The sequence below is a fragment of the Porphyromonas miyakawae genome, assembly GCF_045865415.1.
GTDB classification, from domain to species: domain Bacteria; phylum Bacteroidota; class Bacteroidia; order Bacteroidales; family Porphyromonadaceae; genus Porphyromonas; species Porphyromonas miyakawae.
In genome coordinates, this window is sequence record NZ_BAAFSF010000001.1 from 114919 (window position 1) to 139089 (window position 24171).

Annotated in this window: 14 protein-coding genes; all 14 read left to right on the top strand. The window is 45.5% G+C overall.

What is annotated here, in order from left to right; all coding sequences use genetic code 11:
- The first annotated feature begins 202 nt into the window (after positions 1 to 202).
- The 14 genes from ACLWMH_RS00400 to ACLWMH_RS00465 all read left to right on the top strand — a co-directional run bounded on the left by ACLWMH_RS00400 (position 203) and on the right by ACLWMH_RS00465 (position 24092).
- Positions 203 to 1582, top strand: coding sequence for a hypothetical protein (locus tag ACLWMH_RS00400; protein WP_411914801.1), 1380 nt, complete (start codon positions 203 to 205; stop codon positions 1580 to 1582).
- Between the two features lie 34 nt (positions 1583 to 1616).
- On the top strand, positions 1617 to 3491 hold the full coding sequence (locus tag ACLWMH_RS00405) for a hypothetical protein (RefSeq protein WP_411914802.1): 1875 nt from the start codon (positions 1617 to 1619) through the stop codon (positions 3489 to 3491).
- 7 nt (positions 3492 to 3498) lie between these two features.
- On the top strand, positions 3499 to 5046 hold the full coding sequence (porX, locus tag ACLWMH_RS00410; protein ID WP_411914803.1) for a T9SS response regulator signal transducer PorX: 1548 nt from the start codon (positions 3499 to 3501) through the stop codon (positions 5044 to 5046).
- Entirely contained in the window at positions 5043 to 5516 is a 474-nt protein-coding gene (gene tsaE / locus ACLWMH_RS00415; RefSeq protein WP_411914804.1) for a tRNA (adenosine(37)-N6)-threonylcarbamoyltransferase complex ATPase subunit type 1 TsaE, read from the top strand. Before porX ends, tsaE begins: the two co-directional genes overlap by 4 nt.
- On the top strand, positions 5498 to 5833 hold the full coding sequence (gene rbfA / locus ACLWMH_RS00420) for a 30S ribosome-binding factor RbfA (protein WP_411914805.1): 336 nt from the start codon (positions 5498 to 5500) through the stop codon (positions 5831 to 5833). The genes tsaE and rbfA overlap by 19 nt, the downstream gene beginning before the upstream one ends.
- Positions 5834 to 5838: 5 nt before the next feature.
- Entirely contained in the window at positions 5839 to 7035 is a 1197-nt protein-coding gene (locus ACLWMH_RS00425; RefSeq protein WP_411914806.1) for an ABC transporter permease, read from the top strand.
- A gap of 16 nt (positions 7036 to 7051) precedes the next feature.
- Positions 7052 to 7576, top strand: a complete 525-nt coding sequence (locus tag ACLWMH_RS00430) for a DUF4924 family protein (protein ID WP_411914807.1) — start codon at positions 7052 to 7054, stop codon at positions 7574 to 7576.
- 336 nt (positions 7577 to 7912) lie between these two features.
- Complete coding sequence (locus tag ACLWMH_RS00435) at positions 7913 to 10009, top strand: T9SS type A sorting domain-containing protein (RefSeq protein ID WP_411914808.1); 2097 nt, start codon at positions 7913 to 7915, stop codon at positions 10007 to 10009.
- A 321-nt stretch (positions 10010 to 10330) separates the two neighbouring features.
- Positions 10331 to 14419: a hypothetical protein gene (locus tag ACLWMH_RS00440; protein ID WP_411914809.1), complete on the top strand. Its 4089-nt coding sequence runs from the start codon at positions 10331 to 10333 to the stop codon at positions 14417 to 14419.
- A 345-nt stretch (positions 14420 to 14764) separates the two neighbouring features.
- Positions 14765 to 15622 carry a deoxyribonuclease IV gene (gene nfo / locus ACLWMH_RS00445; RefSeq protein ID WP_411914810.1) on the top strand — a complete coding sequence of 286 codons (858 nt, stop codon included), beginning with the start codon at positions 14765 to 14767 and terminating at the stop codon, positions 15620 to 15622.
- Positions 15623 to 15692: 70 nt separating this feature from the next.
- Complete coding sequence (locus ACLWMH_RS00450; protein ID WP_411914811.1) at positions 15693 to 17483, top strand: hypothetical protein; 1791 nt, start codon at positions 15693 to 15695, stop codon at positions 17481 to 17483.
- A gap of 8 nt (positions 17484 to 17491) precedes the next feature.
- On the top strand, positions 17492 to 18982 hold the full coding sequence (locus tag ACLWMH_RS00455) for a delta-60 repeat domain-containing protein (RefSeq protein WP_411914812.1): 1491 nt from the start codon (positions 17492 to 17494) through the stop codon (positions 18980 to 18982).
- A gap of 408 nt (positions 18983 to 19390) precedes the next feature.
- Positions 19391 to 22456 carry a SusC/RagA family TonB-linked outer membrane protein gene (locus ACLWMH_RS00460; RefSeq protein ID WP_411914813.1) on the top strand — a complete coding sequence of 1022 codons (3066 nt, stop codon included), beginning with the start codon at positions 19391 to 19393 and terminating at the stop codon, positions 22454 to 22456.
- A gap of 25 nt (positions 22457 to 22481) precedes the next feature.
- On the top strand, positions 22482 to 24092 hold the full coding sequence (locus tag ACLWMH_RS00465) for a RagB/SusD family nutrient uptake outer membrane protein (protein WP_411914814.1): 1611 nt from the start codon (positions 22482 to 22484) through the stop codon (positions 24090 to 24092).
- Positions 24093 to 24171 lie beyond the last annotated feature (79 nt).

The following is a 24171-nucleotide window of genomic DNA, read 5'->3' on the forward strand; positions in this document are numbered from 1 at the left end:
GGTTCAAATTATTCTCGTTTACACGCTTTCATTTGGCCAGAAGAGCAAAGAAACTTGTTCGTTTTCCGAAACTTATATCCGTAATATAATGCTAATAGTAAGGAAATAAGTAACTTTGTATGAACAGGATTACGCAAGCGGCGTACCTATTTTATGTTGGATTTATCCGTAGGCATTTAGGTGCTTACGCCCTTTATTTTTTATGAGAGATAGAACCATTATCAACAGAATTATTAGTGCCATAGAGCACATGAGCGACAAACAGGGATGGGTATCGACTGAGAATGAGGACTTCGTAAAGGAAGTGTATGCGGGTATATTTGATGAAAATAACATCAAGGAATTAAAGCGATTCATAGCGGCCTCCAAGCAAATATTTGACACGCACGAAGAGGATGGGGTACAATGGGTCGCACTCAAGGGAAAGCATAAGGCTTTTAATAATAAACCTTCATTTTGGCAGCGCGTAAAGAATTTCTTCACTCAGGAGGAGGAAGAGGCGCAAGAGAAGGCACCTGCAGCAACGCCACGGCACGAAGAGCAAAAAAATACTCCGGTACCGCCTGCCCACAGAGCTCAACCCAAGGAAAAAACAGCGCAAAAGCCACTACGCAAGCAGACGGAAAGAAAGCCCTCACAGGAGCGCAATAAAGAGCGACCTCGCCAAGTGCAGAATGCGCGCAAAGAGCAAGGCGCACAGGCAGCATCGGACGTGACCATTAGTCAGCAAGCTATTGAGCGGGGAACGCTGAGGATTGACATGAAAGCCAAGCAGAGTGCCGAGTTGCTCAAGCTCTGCAATGAAGAGTGCTTTACTTCCGGTGAAAGACGTCACGGAGCGTATGTGAATATAAAGCGCTTCATCAATGAGATGCTGATCATTCAGCTGCGACAAAAGAATGGAGTTGTTCACGGCGAGGAAGAGCTCTTTGACAGCTCGCTTCGTACAGAAGCCGGAGAACCTATTTATATAGTTGTAGGCATTAAGGATGTGCGTAAGTTGAATGTATTGCGCTTTGTGGTAGGTGCTGAGCAGGTAACGGCCCAAGGATTTCCCCGGGTGCCTGTGTATCGCGCTATATTTAGTCCCAAGCAACTGGCTCCCGAGCAACTATTGCCGCCGCAGGATTTGAATACCATTAGGCTGAATAGCCGAGAACTAATAAAGCGTCATTCGGGACTATTCCCCGATAGCCTGAGGGCACAGATACCTGTATTGGATGAGATAGGGCAGATATCAGAGGATCTTTCGTTCCGTGAGCGACGGGATAAAGAGCATGCCCTTCGGAGTAAGCTACTAAGCGACAAAGAGGCCATGGTACTGATGGAAGAGTCTTTGAATAAGGCCTTGCTGATCTCTTTTGCCGCATGGAAAGACAGTCCGTACTCCGTTTGCTACGGATACAATAGCAAGTGGCAAAAGGTGGTTGCATTAATTCCCTTCTATTTTGAAGAAACGGAGGCTCCTACCGCTGTCTTGGTGCTCTCCATAGAGGATAATTTTGCGCAGCTCTATACATTGAGTGAAGCACAGTTGATGATTCGCTTACTAGGGCATTCGAAGAATACTTCCCGTCTTTGATATTCGGTGGTAAGATTAGAAAAGAAATTGAGAAATGAACATGAATGATGAAACAATACGCTCTCAAAAGAGCGAACACGATGATAATCGCCTCGACGAGTATGTAGATTTTGTAAGAAGTACAATTAAGCGTTTGGCCCCAACGGGTCAGAAGCGTTGGACAACGCCCGAGGCTGTTGAAGAGGCTCTTAGGGAGAGCTATTTTGCTACTACCTATAAGGATCTGGGGTACGACACGTTTGATCACTTCCTACGTGATGTGCGGTTTGAAGATTTTTGGGTAGTGGAGAAGGACGCAGAGGGTAAGGATGCCGTGCGCATACGCCTTCGTCGGGAGATTGCACAATACCTGAAGGGAGTGACCGATACCATTACGACTCTGTACAGGGGAAATCATAACGAGCCTATTACCATTGATTGCTTAAATGAGGCTTTGCGCGGTACTAATTATGCCGTAACATACACCGATTTGGGATACTCCTCTTTTGAGGTTTTCCTGACAGATTCTAAGCGTTTTAGCAAGTTTTGGAATAGCGAGAAGACATCGGATTATAGTATTCTCTTAGCTCCTGCAGGCGTAAACATTCCCTACGAAGCAAAGGGAAAGCCTATTGAGCAACCGCAAGCAGCACCTTCCCACAAAAAAAATGAAGAAGTTACAGCCTCAACCAATCAAACAGCTTTAAGTGAGGATGCCGTGCGTATAGCCCAGCGAGTTGAGGGTGCGGGACGTCTTCTCTTTGACGCAGAAGGATGGGTAGAGATCTCCAAATTAGAAACACGTGTGCCTGCTGCACAGCTACAGCGTGTAGGCTTTGATACCGTACAAGCCTTCGTAGAAGCCTATGCGGATCGCTTGGGATGGGAAGTGCAGCTGAGAGGAGAAGAAAAGATACCTTCCCTTCGAATTAAAGAGGAAAATCTTAAAGCTACTCCCTTGGGGTTGATAGCGCATAAAGAGACTCCGCGCACAAAGCGAACTAAAGCATGTAACGAAGAGCAACCTGAAATGCACCGAACTCAGAGAGAGTCTGTGCGACAGAGTGAGCCGGTACAAACCGAGTCTGCCTCTGAACCCAAGCAAATGATGGGATGCGGAGAAACTAAGTGTGGGGCTATTCCTGATCATGATGCTCTATTGATTAAGTCGGAGACCCTACAGAGCTTAATGGATATCTTAGCTCCTCAATATGCAGCTCAGTTTGCCGATGATACATTAGAACTATACCTGCGGTACCACTTGACACTCTATTTCTATCGTTTATACAGAGCCGATGCGTTGGTAATAGACAATAATAACCTGCTCTTTAATACGGGGTTGTTGGACAATACCAAACGCGAGATTGTGGCTATTTTGAGAGATGTACGCCATTTAGAGGGAAGTGAACCCTATGAGTTGGTTAGTTTTAGAGGACGGAAGGATGCGCTCCACCACGATGAGGGAGAGGATGTAGTGCCTGAAGGGGGAAAGCGTTTCTTTATGTTGGTGGATCAATCGCTAATACGTGAGCAAATGCTCTTGAGTGGTCTTCAGCCAATGGAAAAGAGTGCCTTTAAAGATATACTGCCTTCGCAGATAGAAGCCTTGGCAACCTCAAAGCGGGTGGATGAGCTATGCACTTGTGTGCCACCTCGTGACCGACAGAACAATGAGGCACTTTGTGAAGCCGTAGCAGCTGCATATGAAGCAAAGCGCATGTTGATGATAGGTGAGGCACCGAGACTCTATCCTCTGATGTACGATGTGAAGGCAAGGGAATTCTATTCCTTACTGTCGGTTGAACTAAATGGGGCAAATTATTGTTTAGCTATTGCCTACAAAGACGGACAGTACCGCCCGGTTACTTTGTGCACCTTTGAGGAGGCCTTAATGCGCACAGCTCCTCTTTCGTGGCCACGCAGCAAATAATTAAAGGATGGCTCCTAAGGAAATACTTTGGATAGACGATGAGATAGAGATGCTTAAACCCCATCTCATGCTCTTGGAGCGTCGTGGCTATCATGTGGATCAAGCTCTAAGCGGTAGTGATGGATTGGCTATGCTTGAGGAAAAGCGCTATGACGTTGTATTCCTTGATGAAAATATGCCCGGCCTCTCCGGTGTAGAAACTTTGCATCGAATACGGCAGGCTTGGCCGATGCAACACGTGGTAATGGTTACAAAGAGTGATGAGGAAGACTTGATGAACCAAGCCATTGCGGGACAAATAGCTGATTATCTCATTAAGCCGGTCAATCCGAATCAGATTCTCTTAGTGCTAAAGAAGCTTTTCGATAGTGATCAAATCATAGGCGAAGCTACGCTAACCGGCTATAGAGAGGCATATCCCTCCATAGCGCAACGCTTGAATGGACGCCTTAGTTATGAGGAGTGGGTAGCATTGTACAAAGAGTTGGTCCACTGGAGCCTTAAAATAGAGTCCTATAGCCCTGATCTAAAGGAGCTTTTAGAGCTACAGCAGCGCGAAGCAGAGCAACTCTTTTCGCGCTTTGTAATGGAGCATTATGCGCATTGGATGAGGAATGCCGACGAGCGACCCACGATGAGTCCTGACCTACTAAAGCGCTTTCTTTTCCCTTTACTCGATAAGGGTGAGAAGGTATTTCTATTGATCATTGACAACTTTCGTTATGATCAGTGGTTGTCAGTAAAGGATTTAGTCGCAGATCGCTTTACGGTGGACGAGACGCTCTATATGTCCATATTGCCTACGGCGACCCAATATGCGCGTAATGCCTTATTCTCCGGTATGATGCCCTCAGAAATTGCAAAGCACTATCCTGCTTTGTGGGTCAATGAGGATAGAGAAGAGGGAAAGAACGATCATGAGGAGGAGCTATTGCGTGAGTTGCTTGCCCGCCATAAAAAGGGATGTCCCCTCTCATACAACAAGGTACTTGAGGCGGATTTCGGAGAGAAGCTTGTTCAGCAATTGGATCAGTTGAAAAAAAATCGCCTGAATGTGGTAGTGATTAACTTCGTAGATATGCTCTCCCATGCCCGTACAGAGAGCAAAATGATACGTGAGTTGGCACCCGATGAAGCAGCTTATCGCTCGCTTACACGCAGTTGGTTTAGTCATTCTACTATGATGCCTATGCTGCATAAGATAGCGGATATGGGCTACAAGATACTGCTCTCTACAGACCATGGTACAGTGCGCGTTACAAAACCGGTGAAGGTGGTCGGAGATAAGCACCTATCTACTAACCTGCGTTACAAGTGGGGCAAAAATATGAGCTATAACGAAAAAGAGGTTTTTGAGATCTCTAAGCCGGAAGCCTTTGGATTGCCTCGCCGAGCCGTTACGGATCGCTATATTTTTTGTAGAGAGAGTGATTTCTTTGCTTACCCCAATAATTTCAATTACTACGTTAGCTACTACCGAAATACATTTCAACATGGAGGTATCTCATTTGAAGAAATGCTTGTCCCGATAGTGCAATTAACCCCTAAAGCATGATAAGTAAAGCACAAAACTTTGACCCGATTATAATACCCTCTGAGCAGACTATCGATGAGGCGGCTCGTCTATTTCTTCGCCGGACGAGTCCTTTCAGGGTATTTGCTTTTTATGCCCCGATGGGTGCCGGTAAGACAACCTTTATAAAGGCACTCTGTCGCTGCCTGCATATCAGTGATGTAGTAAATAGTCCCACCTTTGCCATTATCAATCGCTACGGGCTTGAAGAGGCGAAGGGTCAAATGGTGACGCACATAGATTGCTATCGCCTCAAGACGCTTGAGGAAGCTCTTTCTATAGGGATGCAGGACTATCTCAGCGGTGAGGAGTATTGCTTCATTGAGTGGCCCGAGTTAATTGAGCCCATCTTAGATGATGAGCTAACGCTTAGGATAGCTATTGAGGAGCAACCTGACGGTAGCCGAATTGTAAAACCTTATTTAGGAGCAGCATGCAAGAAAGAAGATTAAGTAAGATAGCTCGGCTAATTCAGAAAGAACTGGCTGAGATGTTTCGTTTAGAGACTCAGCAGATGCGCGGCGTTATTGTATCGGTAACCAATGTGCGACCTACGAGCGACATGTCGCTTTGCCGTGTGTATCTTAGCATTTTCCCCACAGATCGCACGGAAGCTATTATGGAGCATCTCAATACTCATGCAGCTACTGTACGTTATGGCTTAGGACAGCGGTTAAAGAATCAGTTGCGTACAATACCCGAACTCCAGTTCTACGTAGATGATAGCTTAGATTATATTGAGCATATCGATAAGCTCTTAGGCAAATAAGCCGTATGTATGCCTCATTCATTGCTCGGCGATATGCTTTCTCAAGGAGGCATTTTGATGCGGTACATATAGTAGCGCTCATATCGTCTTTGGTAATGGGCGTGGTAATGGCGGCTGCGATCATCATTTTATCTGTTTTTAATGGTTACGAGCGTCTCATTTTAGAGAGCACGTCTCCTTTTGATGCGCCTCTTCTGCTCAATCGGCGTGATGGTAAAGTCTTTGACGCTACCACTCCGGAGCTGGCCGATTTGTTGGCTTCTCTTGAAGTGGCTGCCCATAGTCTTACGATGCGTAGCGAGGGAATGCTCTTTGCCGGCAGAGAGAGTACACCGGTACTGCTCATGGGTTTGGATACAGGCTTTGAAAAGGTGTGTGACGTAACCTCTACAATTGCGATAGGAGCCTATCCACATAGTAAAGGCGATTTTTTGTTGGGTGCAGACAGCTACACGTCTTTAGGGATGCCTCTTCCGGAGGATTCGGTAAAAATGTCGCTTTTCGTGCCGCGAAGGAAAGGAAGTATCAATCCGCTTATCCCACAGTCCGCCTTTATGCAGAGTGAAGGCTATATAACCGGAGTGGTAAATGCGGGGCAGGCAGAATATAATAACACTCTATTTCTCCCTATCTCTCAGTTGGCTGATCTGTTGGATTACTCGGGAGATATGTGTGAAGCAATTGCTTTGAAGCCATCCCAAATGCAATCGGATGTAACGTTTCGTAAAGCACTGTCGCACAACCTGCCTGCTGAGTATCAGTTACTGACGCGACGCGAGCAGCAGCCTATGCTAATGCGTTTAGTTGCTATGGAGAAGTGGCTCTCCTTTAGCATCATCCTCTTTGTTGTTATCCTCTCTTCCTTTAATATAGTCTGTTCTTCTGCTATGCTCATCGTAGAGAAAAAGAGGGACATCCGTATTTTTAAGGCTATAGGTATGCCTCGGCACACCATTCCAAAGATTTTCTTTTTACGAAGCCTTATTACCACGCTAATCGGTATTTTGGGTGGCTTACTGGTGGGGAGCATACTTCTTATTTTGCAGCAAAGGATAGGTTTTGTTACTTATGTGGAAGGGTATATACCGGTACCCTATCCGGTGGACTTTAAGTGGGGGGACTTTGTAATAGCGCCTTTGGCACTGCTTGTCATTGGGGTTATATCGGCTTGGCTGCCACCGCGTATTTTAATTAGAGCATAATATTATCGGTTCGCTTATGAATACGGAATCTTATTTAGCCCGATTAGAACATGAGTATCCGGCGGAGTACCTCGTATTGCTACTTGTGGCGGAGGAGGCTCTTGAGCTCAATCCACAAGCTGTGTCAGATGATCTCTTCGGTGTGCTCTTTGAGCGTATTCGTTCTGACTATAAACAGCATAAGCCGGCTAGCTCTTCGCCTCGCTCCCATGTGGCAAGGGAGCTTTTGGCGCATTTGGAGGAGCAACATAAACACTTCAGTGATGAAGAAAAGGGCAATCCCTACTACCGGGGCATTTACTTGCAGTGTTTGCCTGCTATTGTGGAGCTGAGGGCAAAGAATACATCCCTACAAGATATGGAGTCAAAAGGGGAAATAGCTACGGCAATTAGTGCTGTCGTGGGAGTGGCTTTGCTTAAAAGTAGCGGACAGCATGTAGAGAAAGCTACGGAGGAGGCGGTGCGCTTATTCACACTTCTATTTAAGGTATTGGGCGAGTTGATGATGAAGTCAGAGCCCACTGCTGAGGAGGAGCGGTAAGCTTCTTTTTACAGTCTCTTTTTATCCTTTTTTCAAGGCTGAAAAAAGATCTATATCTTTCAAACAGAACATCTATACCTTTCAAATGAAACATCAAAACATTTCGTTTGAAAGATCTATACCTTTTATTTGGACGAGCTCTCGCCTGTTACTGATTCGTGCGTGACTTGTATTTCTGCCGAGAGGCTCATCCTCTTTGCATCACTTAAAGAGTTTTGGTGTCGCTTAAAGCTGCTTAATAGCTATATTTGCAACACTTTAGCACTTTATGATGGCTTCTGTAGAGCGGGGAGCAAGTAGCCATGTACAAAAACAATAACCCCCCACTGTGAAAATATGATCAAAAAGTTATTTACGCTTTCAGCGGTTAAGGCCGCTATACTGTTGCTCTTGGGTTTTTCCTACCAACAAGTGAGCAGTGCGCAAACTATTTCAATAGGGACTGTCCGTATTGATGCAACCAAAGACAATGCAGATGTATTGGGTAATGGTACCGTGAGCTATGAGGCTGCCAACTTACTTCTCAAGCTCAAAGGCGCCTCTATAGAGGGGAGCATTGTGATAAACGGGGTAAAAGGTCTTACGCTGCAGGTAGAGGGAGATAATAGTGTGGTGTCGACCAAGGCTGCTTTAGAAGTTACCAATAATAGTCAAGTCACGGTTACCGGAGACCGTCTCTCTCTTACGAGTAGTAAGAATAGCGCTGCAATGGTAGATATGCAGTGCAAACTCACCCTTAAAGAGGTCAGCGTGGTGGCTACGGGTTCGTTTGCTGCACTCGCCGGTTCTACCGGCTTTATGGGCGAGGTGCTGGAAATAGACAATACTAACCTCACGGCGCAAGGTACTGCTTATGCGATCGGTGACCTTCAAATCTTCTCTGCTACCAATGTAAAAGTAATCGAGCCTGCCGATGGAGCTTGGAATCCGGCTAACAGTCGCTATTGCGATGGTAATCAAAAGGTCGCTACAAAGGTTGTATTCAAGGCTGATAAGCAGAACGTGCAACCTCAACCCTTAATCCGGATTGGGGAGGAGGAGCTAAACTTAAAAATTAGCAACGATGATATATTGGGCGATGGTAAGCTTACCTATAGCTCAAAGACAAAGGAGATTACTTTTAATGAATATTCGGGCAATTTGCCGATTAAGGTAGAGCGAGCACAAGGGTATAGCTTCGTATTTAAAGGTAATAACTATATCGAGACACCGGCAGAGACGTTTGCCATTGACCAGAGTAGCGATATTACGCTTAAGGGAGAGGGCGAATTGACGTTGGTAAGCAAGGAAGCAACAGCTGTTTCTATTGGCGAATTGAGCAAACTCCTCATCTCAGACCTAAAACTGTCGGTAAAGGGGAAAAAAGGAATCAGCGGAGTAGACAGTAAGAAAGGTGAGGCGCTTGTAGTAGATAGTGCTGCGGTGACTATTATGGCAGAAGATTATGCCCTCGCTAACGTATCCTCATTCTCTCTTTTACATGCTCGTATTGTCAAGCCGGTAGAGGCTTATTGGAATTACGATACGCATCAGTTGGTGGACGTTGAAGGGCATCCCGTAACGCACCTTGTGATAGAGACGAAAAGCGACAATGAGGGCAAGAATCTCGGTATGCTTGCTATTGGCAGTACCTACTTGGATTTGAATAAGACTTATCGGGATATACTTGGGGATGGAAAGGTAAGCTACGATGCGGAAAGGCATACCCTTACGCTGGACAATGCAACCATTTCGTTCGAACAAAATGCGTTGTACATGCAAGAGGCAAACGACCTTATCATTAAGGTGGTAGGCGACTGTCAAATTACGAGTAGCAAGAAAGCCGCTATTATGATGTTTTATGATAGCAAACTTACGATTACCGGACCGGGTAAATTGACCATCAATAGCCCTGAGAACTGTGGAATCTACCTCTTGTATCGTAATGACCTGCTTATAAAGGAAGCGGATGTAACAATTAATGGCCGCTGGGCAATTGCCGGCCTGAATGGAAGCAGTGGCGAAAAGGTTGAGCTGGACAATACGCGCCTTTCTGCAAAAGGATGGGAGAGTGGCATTAGCTCTTTGGAGGAAATCAAGCTGACGCAGACGAAGCTCTCTTCTCCGGAAAATGCAGCATGGGATAAGCAGGAGCGATGCTATATGGTTGGCAAGGAGCGCGTGAAGGAGCTTCTGTTCCTACCCGAGAAGCCGGCAAATAGTAATGAGTCTATAGGTGGCGAATTACTTCCTAAGGTATTGCTTGATGGAGACAAAATGATCATTCAGGGCGAGCCGAATGTGTCCGTAGCACTCTACAACATGGAAGGGCGAATGATGCTTTGCCATACAATGACAAATAGGGGTGTGTGCGAGATACAAACAGAGGGTCTTCAGGCAGGGGTATATCTGATTCAAATAGGAAGCAGAAATGTTAAAATACTACTGAAGTAGCCGCGCAAGCAATTTATCTTTTACCCTATAACGGAGTCTGGCAGCAAGAGGCGTCAGGCTCCGTATTCTTTAATAAATGCTGTGAAATAACGGCTTAATAAAGGTGCTTTAAGGAGTGGTTAACTATATGAAAAGCACGAAGTATGCTTCTTCTTTTGACATAGTGACGCATTTCTTGTGGATTGATTTGTTATACTCTCTATTCAATTAGTACCGTAATAGAATAAATGACTATATTTGTCTCGGTTCTTACCGCTTGGTAATGAATACCGCTTGATAAAAAGCAAAAAAAGAAAATAAATAATATTTAGAGTCTTAGGTATGAGGAAATTATTACTATTCATTAGTGCACTCATTGCGAGTGTAACTATGTTACTTTCCGAATCACTGACGCCTGTCTACGATATAGGGGGAGTAGTGAGGGAGAGTAAGAGTATGCTCTCCGTTGGAGAGACGACACGCCCTGCCACGGCTATGGATTTTGGAGCAGCGATAGAAGCTACTGCCCTAACTCTAGCCAAGCCTATGATGGCACCTGAAGGGGCTACGATGCACAAGATTACGGTTATACAGCCGGAAAATGGTGTGATCACTATCTATGGAGCGGATAAGAAGACGGTACTCCAGCCCGATGCCGGTGGGGTGTATTCAATAGCAGACGATGCAGACTTCTATGTAAAAGTAGTACCCAATGCAGGATGTCGGATAGAGAGCGTCAAAGTGGGTGATGATACCTACAGTAGAGCTAATGGTAACTTAGAACCAAAAGAAGATGGCTCTTATTGGGGTTATAATTATGCACAGAAAGATATTACTATTTCGGCAGTGATTATAGAGTTCCTTGAGAGTGCTGTCACATTTGAGACCTCTTATGAAGAAGGTAAGGTCCTTTTTGCAGTAGCTGTATGGAATGAAGCCTATAGCGACTACGCCGGAATCTATTCAGGCGATAAAGTTCAAAAGGGAACGAAATTGAAGCTTGCTGCTTATTCGTCTGATAAAGCAACCTATCAAATCAAGGCAATTGTAGTAACTCCCGAAGGGGAAGAGCCTATTCGCTTAGCCGTTACGGATGCTGATTTAGATCAGGATGGTAATTATGTGAAGTATTATACCATGCCCGGTAAGGCTATTACGGTAAGTCCGGAATATACGGGCGGTACTGTCGTGGTTAACCCGAAGCTTACTTTCCAAGAGTCTTATGAAGGTGGCAAGATATTGGTATTGGCTGAGTATGACAGCAAGAACAATAATACTATTGCTATTCATAGTGGCGAAGAAGTGCCCGCAGGCACTCTGGTAACCATGACCGTAAGGGTTACCCAGCCGAGGGTCTACAAGCCAAAGAGCATCACCTTTGAAGTTGAGGGAAAAATTCCTTTCACAAGAAAGCTTTCTGATGATGGAGATGGAGATTACTCTTGCATGTATACCATCAAAGAGGATGCTAAGGCTACACTTAATTATGTGATTAATGCTCCGCAGAAGGTAACGATCACTCTGACGGCACCGGCTCCTGCAGAAGGTACGCTTGCCGTATCGGTTGGTGGTACAGATATAGCACCTGTAAATGGAGTGGTATCGGTTGAAAAGGGCAAGACAGTTCGTATTACAGCTACGCCTACTGCTCAGTATCAAGTTGAGGCTATTACGATTGATGGTGTCGCTTATTCAATAGCTAATGGTAAGGCTGTAGCAGATGCTGATGCTATCTACGCTGAAGTAGTAGCAAGTGCCAATATTGCATCTTGTACGGCTACCTTCAAAAGTAAGAAAACGATGCGCCACCTTACGGTTATCCAACCTGAGAATGGCGTAATCACTATCTATGGAGAGGATAAGAAGACGGCGCTTCAGCCTGATGGCTCCGGTGTGTATTCGGTTGAAGATAATGGAGACTTCTATGTGAAGATTGTGCCCAATACCGGATGTCAAATTGAGAGTGTTACCATAGGTGGCAATACTTATAGTAAGGCGAACGGCCAGCTATACCTGATGAGCGATGGCTCTTACTGGGGGTATAATTATGCACAGAGTGATATTACCATTTCAGCTGTGATCGTAGAGTCCCTCGAGAGTGCTGTTACGTTTGAGTCTTCTTATGAAGATGGTAAGGTCCTTTTGGCAGTAGCCGCATGGAATGATACCTATAGCGACTATGTGAATATCTATTCCGGCTATAACGTTCAGAAGGGAAGAAAACTGAAGCTTGGTGCCTATTCGTCTGATAAAGCAACCTATCAAATCAAGGCAATTGTAGTAACTCCCGAAGGGGAAGATCCTATTCGCTTAGAGGTTGCGGACGCTGATTTAGCTCAGGATGGTAGTTATGTGAAGTATTATACCATGCCCGGGAAGGCCATTACGGTAAGTCTTGAGTACACAGGTGCAACGGTTGTAGTAAATCCGAAGCTTACCTTCCAAGAGTCTTACGAAGGTGGCAAAATATTGGTAACGGCCGAGTATGACGATAAGGATAACAATCCCGTTGCGATTCATAGTGGCGATGAAGTACCTGTAGGTGCTATGGTTACTATGTCAGCCAAGGCTACAGAGCAGGGTGTCTATAAGCTGAAGAGCTTCACCTTTGAAGTTGAAGGAAAAGATCCTTATACAAAGAAGCTTTCCAATGATGGGGATGATATATATTACTGCTTCTACTTCATTGAAGAGGATGCCAAGGCAACGCTTAATTATGAAAATGCTCCGGAGAAGGTAAAGATCACGCTTACAGCTCCGGCTGCTGAAGAAGGTACGCTTACTGTATCCGTTGGAAGTAAGAAGCTAACCCCTGTAGATGGAGTGGTATCGGTTGAAAAGGGTAAGACAGTTCGCATTACGGCTACACCTACTGCTAAATATGAAGCTGAGTCTATTACCATTGATGGAGTTGCTTATACGGTAGCTAATGGTAAGGCAGTTGCGGATGCTGCTACGGGAGCTATCTACGCTGAAGTAGTAGCCAATGCCGACATAGCCTCTTGTACGGCTACTTTCAAGCTAAAGAAGGTGATTGTACATATTACCGTCACACAACCGGAAAATGGTACCATTACGCTCTTGGGCGCAGATAAGACAACCGTCTTGCAGCCCGCAGCAAATGGCACTTATGACCTTGATGAGAATGCAGCATACTATGTAAAAGTAGAGCCTAAGGCTGAATATCTAATCAAGAGCATTACGGTAGGTGATGAGGTCTTTAGTAAGGATAAAGGCAACCTCACCCTTAACGAAGATGGCTCTTATCTGGGCAACTTTACAGCTACTAAGGATATAAGCATTAGTGCATTGATGGAAAAAGTGCCGGTGGTTGAAAAGCATGCTGTGAATTACTCACCCACTCAGGCCAATGGTGATATCTTCTTAGTGGTAAGAATGAAGGGTGACGATGGCCAGTATAAGTACTTGCGCTCCGGAGCAGAGGTACCTGTCGGTACTAATCTTCTGCTTGTGGCTGCCCCGATGAAGGGCAAGAGTATAGTCAAGGCCTTCGTGGTTACTCCTGAGGGAGAAGATCCTATTAAACTGCCTGTAACAGATGCCGATAAGGACAATCTCGGAGCCTATACGAAGGAGTATGTGATGCCCGCTAAGGCAATTACGGTTACTCTGGATATAGAGCAGCCCGCACCCGATCCTGTGGTTAAGTTCAAGGAGTCCTATGAGAATGGAGATATTATGATATCTGCCTCCTATGTCAACAAGAATAATAAGACGGTAAAGGTATATAATGGTGATGCCGTGCCGATGAATGCCAAGTTGAAGATAGGGGCTATGTTCTCCGAAACGGCTAAAAAGAAATACCAGTTATTTAGCATTACATTAAATACGAAGGGCGGATCCATTACGCTACCTTTGAAGAGTGATGGTAAGGGATACTATTACTGTGAGTATGTAGTTAAGTCCGACGTAGAGGCTGAACTGGATTATAAGGAAGCCGTTGCTTACTACAAGATAATGATCATCCAGCCTACAGAAGGTACTATCTCTGCTAAGGTGGGGAACGAAACGTATTCGAGCAACACACCGGTTAAGGAGGGTTCTGTAATTGACTTTACCTTTACCCCGAGCAATGAAAAGTACAATGTAAAGAGCTGGTTGTTAGATGGCAATGCAGTAGAGAATACGAAGGATAAGAACACCTATCGTCTGACGGTAACGAAGGATGCCAGTGTGGGAGTAGCTGTGTATTCACCTATTGAAAATGTAGCTGCACAAAAGTTAGTTGTGCGTCTCGCCGGTAACGAACTATTAGTTTCCGGTTGTGCAGACAATGCCGTAGTACGCATTTACGATATTACAGGTCGTAACTTGATCGAAACTGTTGAAAAGCGAATAGATATGAGTGGCTATGCAGCAGGTATCTATTTCGTAAAAGTAGATGGTGCCGTTGTCAAGGTTGTACGCTAAGATCAGGTCGTAATTACTGAATATATAGCTTGGCCACCCTTCCCGATTAGTCGGGAGGGGTGGTCTTTTTTTTACTAATTGGTGGACCTTTAGATGGGTAGCATTGGGTACGGAGGTGCCCGCTCTAAGTAGACTTACGCAAAAGGTATAGATATTTCAAACGAAAGGTTCTGATGTTTCATTTGAAAGGTATGGATGTTTTGTTTGAAAGATACAGATCTTTTTTTCAGCCTGATGGGAGAGAGCTTAGTTTGAAATAGGCTCACAGTCTTAGAGCTATTTATTTATTTGTATCTTTGGAGTCGCAATTTTGATGATGGGGAGAAGGAAAAAAGTTGTATATATATGGACGCACAGCGGAAATTTATAGGCCCTCATGTAAGTGCTTCGGGCGGAGTCGAGCAGGCAGTTGTGAATGCCCATGAGCTGGGAGCAACAGCCTTTGCTCTTTTTACGCGTAATCAACGTCAATGGAAGGCAAAACCACTGAGCGACACCTCTGTCGAGACCTTTAAGCAGTTACTGGGTGAGTATGGGTATGCGCCTAAGCATGTACTTCCGCATGCAGGTTATTTGATAAACTTGGGTAATCCGGATGCCGAAATGCGGCAAAAGAGTGCAGATGCCTTTTTGGACGAGATGCAGCGCTGTATGCAATTGGGGCTTCCTATGCTCAACTTTCATCCCGGTAGCCACTTGAATAAGATCTCTATTGATGATTGCTTAAAGCTAATTGCTGAGGAAATCAATATAGCACTCTCGAAAACGGAGGGCGTAGTGGCTGTTCTGGAGAATACAGCCGGACAAGGGACCAATCTCGGCAACCGCTTTGAAGAGCTTGCCACCATTATAGAGCTCATTGATGATAAGTCTCGGGTGGGGGTCTGTATAGATACCGCACACACGCTCTCTGCCGGTTACGAGATACGTACAAGGGAGGGATATGAAGCGATGTGGCATCAATTTGATACGATTATTGGTAAACAGTACCTCAGGGCGATGCATCTGAATGACTCTAAAAAGGAATTAGGCAGTCGGGTGGATCGGCATGAAAGTATTGGCTTGGGAACAATGTCACCCCTCTTCTTCGATATGATAATGAACGATCCGCGCTTGAACGATATGCCGCTTATTTTGGAGACTCCTGACGAGAGCCGCTGGGCAGAGGAGATCAAGCTACTCTATGCATTGGCGAAGCATTGAGGCGCGAAGCAGCTATTCTTTTGCTGAAGTATACTAATATTTCTATTCAAATACAGAACACAGATATACGATGAGAAAACAATTACTTTATCTCCTGCTTGCGGCATGGGCTACCCTGTCGCTCCAAGCACAGACTCCACAACCCCCGAAGCCATACTATAAAACGGGTTTTGAGGATGTGCCGACCCAAACGCTCACCAACGATACCATTACGATCAATGGGGTTAGGTGGCATATCGTAAACGGCCGAATTATAGACGATAATAAAGCCGGAATAACTTTTGGCAACCGTGCTTTGGAGCTTACAGCCGGCTTTGTAGATGGTGTGCCTGCCATGATGGAAACAGTAGATCCCATTGAGGCTACTCAGGTAACTTTTTCCTATATACAGAGTGGTCTTGACGGGTTGATCTTCAACGGAGCCTCAAGTTGGTTTGTGAAAGAGCTTTTCAATCGCGGCAAAACGTGGGCTGAAACGGATCTGAAGTTTGATGCTACACAAGAGACTACGGGGCGTTATGAGCGGGTCGAAGAGCAGGCTGCTTCTTACCACTTTAGATTATATTTTAAGGATCTGGATAGGAAGAACGGCAGCGGATGGCGTATCATAGTGGATGATGTGGCCTTCTACAACCTAAAAAAGCCCGATGGCAGTATCGCCATGCGACAGCCATGGACCATCTATCCGGCGAGTATATTCAATCGCTTCGAAACGGCACAGACTACACTGAGCTTCCATCCGGTGGCAAATGGCGATGAGTGGATTATGGGCCCCCCTGATCAAGGTGGTGCTTCCTCCTCCTCTTATATAGAGATTCAGTTGGATGATAATACGCCTACACGTCACTGGCGTCTCCAATCTGTCGATTCGCTTATTACCTATGAGAATTTAGCGCTGGGGGATCACTCCATACGGCTTCGCTTTATGGATGGCAGCACCGGTAAGCCTTATGAGGGTTTAGAGGATCATGTGACAAAATTCACGGTAAAGCCTATCTCTACGCTGCATTCATTGGAAGAGCTGTTAGCAGCACCGGTGGGGGGCTTTTACGAAGTGATTTTAGATAAGCGGACTACCTTTGTAAACTTCCCTGTGATCATCACACCGGAAAAGTGGCTTTGGGATGGGGAGAAGGGAATCATGCTGTTTGATCCGAGACTGCACGATAAATTATTCGGTAGCCTGCCTGAGCATGCACTCATTGCTAAGCGCATTGTAGGGCAGTTGGTAGAGCGTGACCATAACCTCTACTTTGTATTAGATACTCCTGGGGAATATGAGGTTACCGACAAGCCCTTCCAATTCATTAATCGCACCACAAATAATATCAGCAAGCTGCTCGATAACCAAGCATACAATATGTATGCACCTATCTCAATACAAAACGTGAAACTAATGCCTAAGCAGGATGGCACGGTGCCTTATCGCTTTGGCCCGATGGAGGACATGACTATTACCGATAGTCAGGGAAATACCCTAAAGATGCAAAACTTCTTCCCCTTCCTCTTTCTGACTAATCCGAATGTAATACCGTCCGGTGCTTTGACCGTATTCGGTATGCTGGCACACCATCGGGTTACCGGAGAAGCTGTGCTACTGCCTATTATGGCACAAAACTATACTCCGGACAATGCCGAGCTCCTCACCGCTCCGCATGATGCAGTGCGCCTCTCTGTAAGCGAGCAAGTAGCTCGTTTTGATGCCAATGAGCCTTTTGAGCTTACGCTTCGAAGCTTGGATGGACGCTGCTTGCAGGCTTCACCGCTTGCCTTGGAGCACACCACGAATCTAAAGGGAGCTATGGTGGCCATTGCTCGCTTTGCCGATGGACGCATTTGGGTAGATAAAGTAGTATTGTGAAAGATAGAATGAAGCGAGTATTATTTTTTTCTGTTGCCCTACTGGCATGCTGTGCTCTATGCACGGGCAGGTCGTTTGCTCAGAATGAAGCAAGAAATGGGAAGTTAGATAAATCCTTTTCTCCTAAGCCCGATTCCAATCCGCAAAATGTGATTCTCTTAGAGCAGGGAAAGTTACTCGTGGATGGAAACTTTAAGGAAGTGGGTGGTCGAAAGATATCCGGTATCGCACGCTTAAACGGGGATGGTACCGCAGATCCCACATTTAATCCCGATGGAAAAGGTACCAATGGAATGGTTGCCTGTATAGCACGCCAATCAAATGGCAAAATACTGGCTATAGGCTCCTTTACAACCTATAACGATACACCTGTGGGGATGCTGATCCGACTCAATGAAGATGGTACACTGGACAAGAGCTTTAAGAATGATAATCTCTTTGTATTAGATGCCTCTTCCTATAACGGAAAGTATGAATGGGAGTTACAGCTAAATAAAATATTGGTTCGTCCCGATGATTCTTTTTATGTATTGGGAGGCTACAACCGACTAAATGGTAAGCTGGCTCCGTTGATTGCACGCTTTACAGCTGAGGGAGTGCATGATGAATCTTTCTTGCCTACCGATAAGGATATTTACTTCAAAAGCTCTCCCTATGTGGATGCCGCCCTTTTGCTTCCCTCCGGGGATATATACTTTGGAGGTATGTTTGGGGGATATAATGGTTCGTCATTGAACAAAAAGTTGATTCATATCACCGCTGAGGGTAAGTTTGATGAGTCTTTTGCCCGTCCTATGTTTGACTATGGTGCGCCTCGTGCATTAGCACTGAAGGGTAAGGATACAATCATAGTGGCAGGCTCTTTCTATAGAGCGTTCGGCAAGTTTGTCAATCTGATGACGGCGATTCATTTGGATGGTACTCCGGTAGAGGATTTTAATGCATACGACTTCTCGGATAAAAATGTAGAGGAGAATGAGGATATGATCAACGGCCTTGTAGTCACAGATAAATACCTATATATAGGTGGAGGAGCTTTGTGGAATGCGGCTCGTAGCTTTGTTTATCCCCTACTCCCCGATGCATCGCAGCCTTCGGAGGACGTGAGCTTTGGTACCGGCCCGAATGCTATTGTGAGCGGACTGACCTATGATCCTCAAGGATGGCTCTACATAAGTGGCTTCTTCACTTCTTTCAGTGGAGAGAGCAAGCCCTACTTTGTGCGTTGCGAAGTGCCTGCTACGAATACATCGGGTATAAAGTACTTGGAGCCTACTCGGAAAGCTTTGCGTATTGCAGTCGGGGAGGGCACCTTTTCCCTTAAGGGAGGCCAACAGACTACTACGCTCTGCATCTATGCACAGAATGGTCGTATGGCGGCTCGCTATGAGCATGTAAACACCGACGAAGTAATACAGCATCAATTGCCTGCCGGAGGCTATGTGCTGGTAGCCGACATGCAGGGAGCAAGCTACGCAACTAAAGTCTACCTCAAGTAGCTTTTCTTGCCGTAAGAAGAGAAGAAGCAAAAGTAACACTCTGTATACAGAACGAAATATCTTAGCGGCATTAACGTGTACAATCTTAGAAAGAGCCGATCGAGTGGCTTAAATAAGGGGGTATTGTGGTGATAATGTCTCTATTTTGTAGCTATTTCGAAACTTATCGTTACCTTTGTCTCTCAAAGGTACGCGTAACTAATCCTTTGGAGCTTTCTCCGTGGGGTTGGGTTTGTAGCGGATAAAAGCCGAAGAATGTGTATCTTTGGGCGAGAAGGTGAAGAGGGAAATAGCTTAGAAACGCTTTAGAAGCTGCCTAATAGGTGACGTGGAAGCGCGCCTTCAGGCATAAAGAAGAATATAAAAATAGAAAGAATAACACCAGTAAAGAAACGGAAAAGAATGTCTATGAGAAGATTATCTCTATTCTTCCTGACCCTATTTATGGGGTTGGGTTGGGCATCAGCCCAAACGCGGACAGTAACCGGTACCGTTATCTCCAGTGAAGATAATGAGCCGATCATTGGTGTGAACGTAGTTGTAGTTGGTCAGACCCGTATTGGTGCTCCTACCGACATCGACGGTAAGTTTACACTTTCTGTGCCGACCAATGCTAAGCAGCTGCAGTTTAGTGCAGTGGGCTTCAAAACGATTACATTGGATATCAAACCTGTGATGAACGTCACGATGACTCTTGACTCAGAAGTATTGGACGCAGTAGTTGTCGTTGGATACGGTACGGGGCAGAAGCTCAGTACGGTATCAGGGTCTGTAGCTCGTGTATCCGGTGAAAAATTGGAAAACAGACCTGTAGCTAACGTGATGGACGCTTTGCAAGGTCAGGTCAGCGGTATGCAGGTTTCTACGGGATCAGGTGACCCTAATGCAGTAGCTTCTGTACAAATTCACGGTCAGGCCTCCTTGGGAGCCGGTGGAGAACCCCTCTACATTGTGGATGGTGTACAAACTTCTGCAGGTATCGTAATGGCAATGAACTCGAGCGACTTTGAGAGCTACACTGTATTGAAGGACGCTTCGTCTACTTCTATTTATGGTGCGCGTGCTGCTAACGGTGTAATTGTAATTACTACCAAGAAGGGTAAGCACAATCAGGATGGTGTGGTTAATGCATCCATCATGTATGGTGTTTCTCAGCTGATCACCAGCAGCCCGATGAATCAATTGATGACCGGTCAGGAATTATTTGATTATCAAGCAAGACACATAAAATCAGATAAATTCGGCAACTTCGTAAAAGGTTTCCAAGGAACTAACTTCCGCGGTACGTTTGATAAGACCGGTAAGTATGCTATCATAGATAAGGACTACAACTGGTTGGACGTATATATGGGTCGTACGGCTCCTGTACTCCAAGCCGACCTCTCTGTTTCAGGAGGTAGCGAAAACATTACCTATTATCTATCCGGTGGTTACTTTAAGCAGGATGGTATTTCCGTAGACCCCTCTCACTACCAGAAGCTAAACTTCCGTGCTAATGTAGACGCTCGTGTAAAAGAGTGGATGCGCATAGGTGTAAATGTATCCGGTGGTTTGGTTAAGCAGACTGCTGCCGGTGGTTTCGGTGGTCCATATTTGGATGGTGGTACGTTTGGCTCCATGATTATGCCTAAGTACTACAGCCCCTACTGGACCGGTAGAGATGGAAGAGACTCTTTGAGTAGCAGTTATCGTGGTTATGCTAACTATATCCGTGTACACAGAAGTGTACCTGTATTTGAAAATGCACGTATGTACATGCCGAACTTCCTTCGCGACTTCGTGGATGATGAAACGAATACAACGCGTTTGAATGCAAGCGGATATGCACAGTTCACTCCGATTCAAGGTCTTACTTTGAAGACTCAATATGGTATGGATTGGTCTATGGGCCGCACCAGCTATAAGCTCTATCCTGATCATCCTCAGTTAACCGGTTTGGGTTCTAATCAGCAGGCATTTGATCAGGGCTATGTAGCTACTTGGACCAATACGGCTGAATACAAGTGGCGCGCAAATGACGACAATAGCTTTACCTTCCTTTTGGGACATGAGTTTGTAGATGCTAAGGGTGAGTCCTTCAGTGCTGCAGCACGTGGACTACTGAGTCGTGACTTTATGTACCTCAGCCATGGTCAGAGAGGTGACTATTTGGTTCTCCCGAGCCAGAGCAGTTACTCCTATGCATTCCTCTCTTTCTTCGGTCGTGTTAACTACACTTATAAAGATTGGATGGCATTCGACGTAACTATTCGTCATGACCGTAGTAGCCGCTTCGGTAAGAATCACCAAGGTGCTACCTTCTTCTCAGTCGGTGGTATGTATGATATCTATCGTACACACTTCAAGGATATTGATTGGATGAGTACCTTCCGCTTCAAGGCTAACTATGGTACGCAGGGTAACTCCTCAATTCCTCTCTATGCAGCAGAGCCTATGACGGGTATTATCAACTATACCGACGAACTTGCTTTCGGTGTAACGTCTATCGGTAATGAAGACCTTACTTGGGAAAACCAGGGTATGCTCAGTGTAGGTATCGACTACGGTATGTGGGATGACCGCTTATTGATAGGCTTGAGCTACTATAATCGTAAGACGCGCGACATGCTTATGAGTGTGCCTATTCCTTATGCAACCGGTTATTCTTCTCGTTGGCAGAACGTAGGGGCTATGACCAATCAGGGTATTGACCTTGATATTACCTATAAGTTTATCGAGACCAAGGATTGGGAAGCATTCTTCAGCACAACGTTCAACTACAATGCTGAGCGCATCGATAAGCTCTTCAGTGAGCAAACCAACCAGTACGGTTATCGTCTCGGTGACTTGGCTCACTATGATGTAGGTAAACCTATTGTAATGTATGCTGTACGCTTTGCAGGTATCAATCCTGTAAATGGTAAGCAGATGTGGTATACGAAAGAAGGTACGAAGACCGAAGAGTATAGTGACGAACTGCTCCAGCGTATTGAGTATGCTAAGGTTACACCTCCCTTCAGTGGTGGTTTCTCTTTAGGCGTTACTTGGAAGAAGCAGCTCTCTCTTGTAGCAGACTTCTCTTATATGGCAGGGGGTTACTGTATGAACAATGACCGTTACTTCCTCGAAAATAACGTTAGAGGTTTTATGTACTTGAACCGTAGCAAGAAGTTGCTCAACGAGTGGACTCCCAAGAATCCTTACACAGATGTCCCCAAGTTTGGTGAATCTATGAACTTCGACGATCGTCTTCTCGAAAATGCATCTTTCCTTCGTTTGAAGAACTTGCAGCTGAGCTATACGTTGCCGAATTCTATCTTCAAGAATACGAAGGTGATCCATGGCGTACGGGTTTACTTCTCAGCTCGTAACCTCTTTACTATTACCAGCAAGAGCTATAACGGATTTGACCCCGAAGTAAGTAGCGGTGGCTTCTCAATGAATAAGTTCCCCTCTACCCGTCAGTTCGTAGGTGGTCTTCAATTACAGTTCTAACCTATTAAGCGAACACTAAAAGACAATGAAAAAGATAGTTTATATTTTCTCCGCGCTGCTTTTACTGCTTGTAGGTACTGCAAGCTGTGATGTAACGCGTGATCCTGAGGGGACTCCCAAGCAGAAGCCTTTTGAGACACTTAAGGAAGCACAAATGAATAGGGATGCCGTGTACGCTTTGTTGCGTGGTGTGGAATCTCCCAATGCGTTGGATGGTATCGAAGTTCAGGGTGACCTGTATCACCTTACTTTCTTAGACAACAACAGCCTTTATGGTCTGTATCGTTGGCAAAGACAATCGGTACAAGATCACGCTATTGTAGCAGGATACTATGCTAACTACTACTCTGTATTGATGCAGGCTAACTACTTTATCCATCGTGCCAATGAATTAAAGGAGAATCCTGAAGTGAAGCTTACAGCTGACGACAAGGCTCTTCTTGAACAGTATATCGGCGAGATGAAGGTGATTCGTGCCTTGGGTCACTGGCGCTTGATTCAGCGCTTCTCAAAGCCTTGGAATGGTGTAGATGACGATGCTGAATTTAACGGCATCCTCCTTCAGACAGAGTATGCTCCTTTGGAAAATGCTCAGGCTAAGAAGGCAAGCCGTAAGGCTGTCTATGACCAAATCATGAAGGATTTGGATGAAGCTATTGCAGCCATTAAACCCAAAGCAAATAAGGAAGTAGTGCCTGCTATCTATATTACTCAGGACTATGCATACGCCCTAAAGGCTCGTGCATGCTTGACCAAACATGACTGGGAAGGAGCTTATGCAGCTGCTAAGCATGTAATGGATAACTATCCTTTGAAGGATATCTCCAACATGCAGCCGGCTGATAAGGTTACTGAGCTTGAGCGTCTGTGGGTAACTGAAGATAGCCCTGAAATATTGGTACGCTTCAAGACAACCCCTCAGTATGGTGCTTTCTCAAGCTGGATCTATGCGGCTTCTTTCGGGAGAGATTACGCCACCGATAATCCTCAAGACCTTACTATGGTAGATGTTATTTACTTCACACCAAGCTTGGTTCTTGAACAGTGGGTGGTTGACCTCTATGAAGAGAGCGATCCTCGTAAGACGGTTTACATTGGCCAGGAAACGTTCTATTTAGATGGTTCTATTTTGCCCAAGTTCAATACCCTCACCAAGTTCAAGGGTAATAAGTCTTTGAACCGTGATCAGAAGAAGCCTGAGTTTAAGTTAGGCGTACACCTCTTCAATGCCGCAGAAGCTTACTTAATAGCAGCCGAAGCAGCCGTAGAAGCTGGTCATACGACTGAAGCAATCGATGCTATCCGTATGCTGCGTAATGCACGCGGTGCATCCTTCGATGCCGATATATTCCAGTCTCCAGAGGACGTGCGTAACTTCGTTCGCGACGAGCGTGTACGTGAGTTGGTGGGTGAAGGTTTCCACTTCAATGACTTAGTACGCTGGGGAGTGCCCGTTAAGCGTGGTAAATCCCAAGAGCAACTTGAAAAAGCTGCCGGTCCACTGGGCGTGGAATTTGTTGTACATCCGGAAGATATGGATCTTACCGTTCCGCTTGATAATCCTATGTACATATGGGAATTCCCCACTCGCGACTTGGAAAATAACAAGAATTTGAGCGAACACCGCAACTGGTAATCATCAGATTCTGATTCAAATTACGATTGAGAGGCGTGCCTATGGGTGCGCCTCTCTCTTTTATAGGCCAATGATAGCA

Excerpts from the sequence above, each read along its gene's own strand:
- ACLWMH_RS00430 (WP_411914807.1), top strand. The coding sequence starts at position 7,052 with ATGAATACGGAATCTTATTTAGCCCGATTAGAACATGAGTATCCGGCG.
- ACLWMH_RS00465 (WP_411914814.1), top strand. The coding sequence starts at position 22,482 with ATGAAAAAGATAGTTTATATTTTCTCCGCGCTGCTTTTACTGCTTGTA.
- ACLWMH_RS00455 (WP_411914812.1), top strand. The coding sequence starts at position 17,492 with ATGAAGCGAGTATTATTTTTTTCTGTTGCCCTACTGGCATGCTGTGCT.
- nfo (WP_411914810.1), top strand. The coding sequence starts at position 14,765 with ATGGACGCACAGCGGAAATTTATAGGCCCTCATGTAAGTGCTTCGGGC.
- ACLWMH_RS00405 (WP_411914802.1), top strand. The coding sequence starts at position 1,617 with ATGAACATGAATGATGAAACAATACGCTCTCAAAAGAGCGAACACGAT.
- ACLWMH_RS00450 (WP_411914811.1), top strand. The coding sequence starts at position 15,693 with ATGAGAAAACAATTACTTTATCTCCTGCTTGCGGCATGGGCTACCCTG.
- ACLWMH_RS00460 (WP_411914813.1), top strand. The coding sequence starts at position 19,391 with ATGAGAAGATTATCTCTATTCTTCCTGACCCTATTTATGGGGTTGGGT.
- ACLWMH_RS00440 (WP_411914809.1), top strand. The coding sequence starts at position 10,331 with ATGAGGAAATTATTACTATTCATTAGTGCACTCATTGCGAGTGTAACT.
- ACLWMH_RS00435 (WP_411914808.1), top strand. The coding sequence starts at position 7,913 with ATGATCAAAAAGTTATTTACGCTTTCAGCGGTTAAGGCCGCTATACTG.
- ACLWMH_RS00425 (WP_411914806.1), top strand. The coding sequence starts at position 5,839 with ATGTATGCCTCATTCATTGCTCGGCGATATGCTTTCTCAAGGAGGCAT.
- rbfA (WP_411914805.1), top strand. The coding sequence starts at position 5,498 with ATGCAAGAAAGAAGATTAAGTAAGATAGCTCGGCTAATTCAGAAAGAA.
- ACLWMH_RS00400 (WP_411914801.1), top strand. The coding sequence starts at position 203 with ATGAGAGATAGAACCATTATCAACAGAATTATTAGTGCCATAGAGCAC.
- tsaE (WP_411914804.1), top strand. The coding sequence starts at position 5,043 with ATGATAAGTAAAGCACAAAACTTTGACCCGATTATAATACCCTCTGAG.
- porX (WP_411914803.1), top strand. The coding sequence starts at position 3,499 with ATGGCTCCTAAGGAAATACTTTGGATAGACGATGAGATAGAGATGCTT.